At 65.5% G+C, this 397-nt stretch carries 1 protein-coding gene; it reads right to left on the bottom strand.

Annotated elements, in window-relative coordinates; all coding sequences use genetic code 11:
* A partial coding sequence (locus tag MKS85_RS28815; protein WP_310663257.1) for an AMP-binding protein occupies positions 1 to 397 on the bottom strand: 397 nt, incomplete at both ends.

Genomic DNA, 397 nt, shown 5'->3' with positions numbered 1-397 from the left:
GCCCGCAGCATCGACGGGACGAAGTGCAGGGTGGTGACCCGTTCCTGCTGGATCAACTGGCTGAGATAGGCCGGGTCGCGATGTCCGTCCGGACGCGCCACCACCAGGGTCGCGCCGGTGATCAGCGGCCAGAAGAACTCCCACACCGAGACGTCGAAGCTGTACGGGGTCTTTTGCAGAACACGGTCGTTCGGGCCAATCGGGAAGGCGTCCTGCATCCAGTGCAGGCGGTTCATCAAGGCGCCGTGTTCGTTCATCACGCCTTTGGGTTGGCCGGTGGAACCGGAGGTGTAGAGCACGTAGGCCAGGTCATGAGCTTCGACGCTGATCGGCTCGAACGCTGGGGCCTGGGGCAGAGTGTCGAGGGTCCAGGCCTGATGCCCGGCGGGCAGGCGCG

It is taken from the genome of Pseudomonas sp. JL2 (genome assembly GCF_031570495.1).
In the GTDB taxonomy this organism is placed as follows: domain Bacteria; phylum Pseudomonadota; class Gammaproteobacteria; order Pseudomonadales; family Pseudomonadaceae; genus Aquipseudomonas; species Aquipseudomonas rhizophila.
This window is presented reverse-complemented; position numbering and strand designations above follow the sequence as displayed.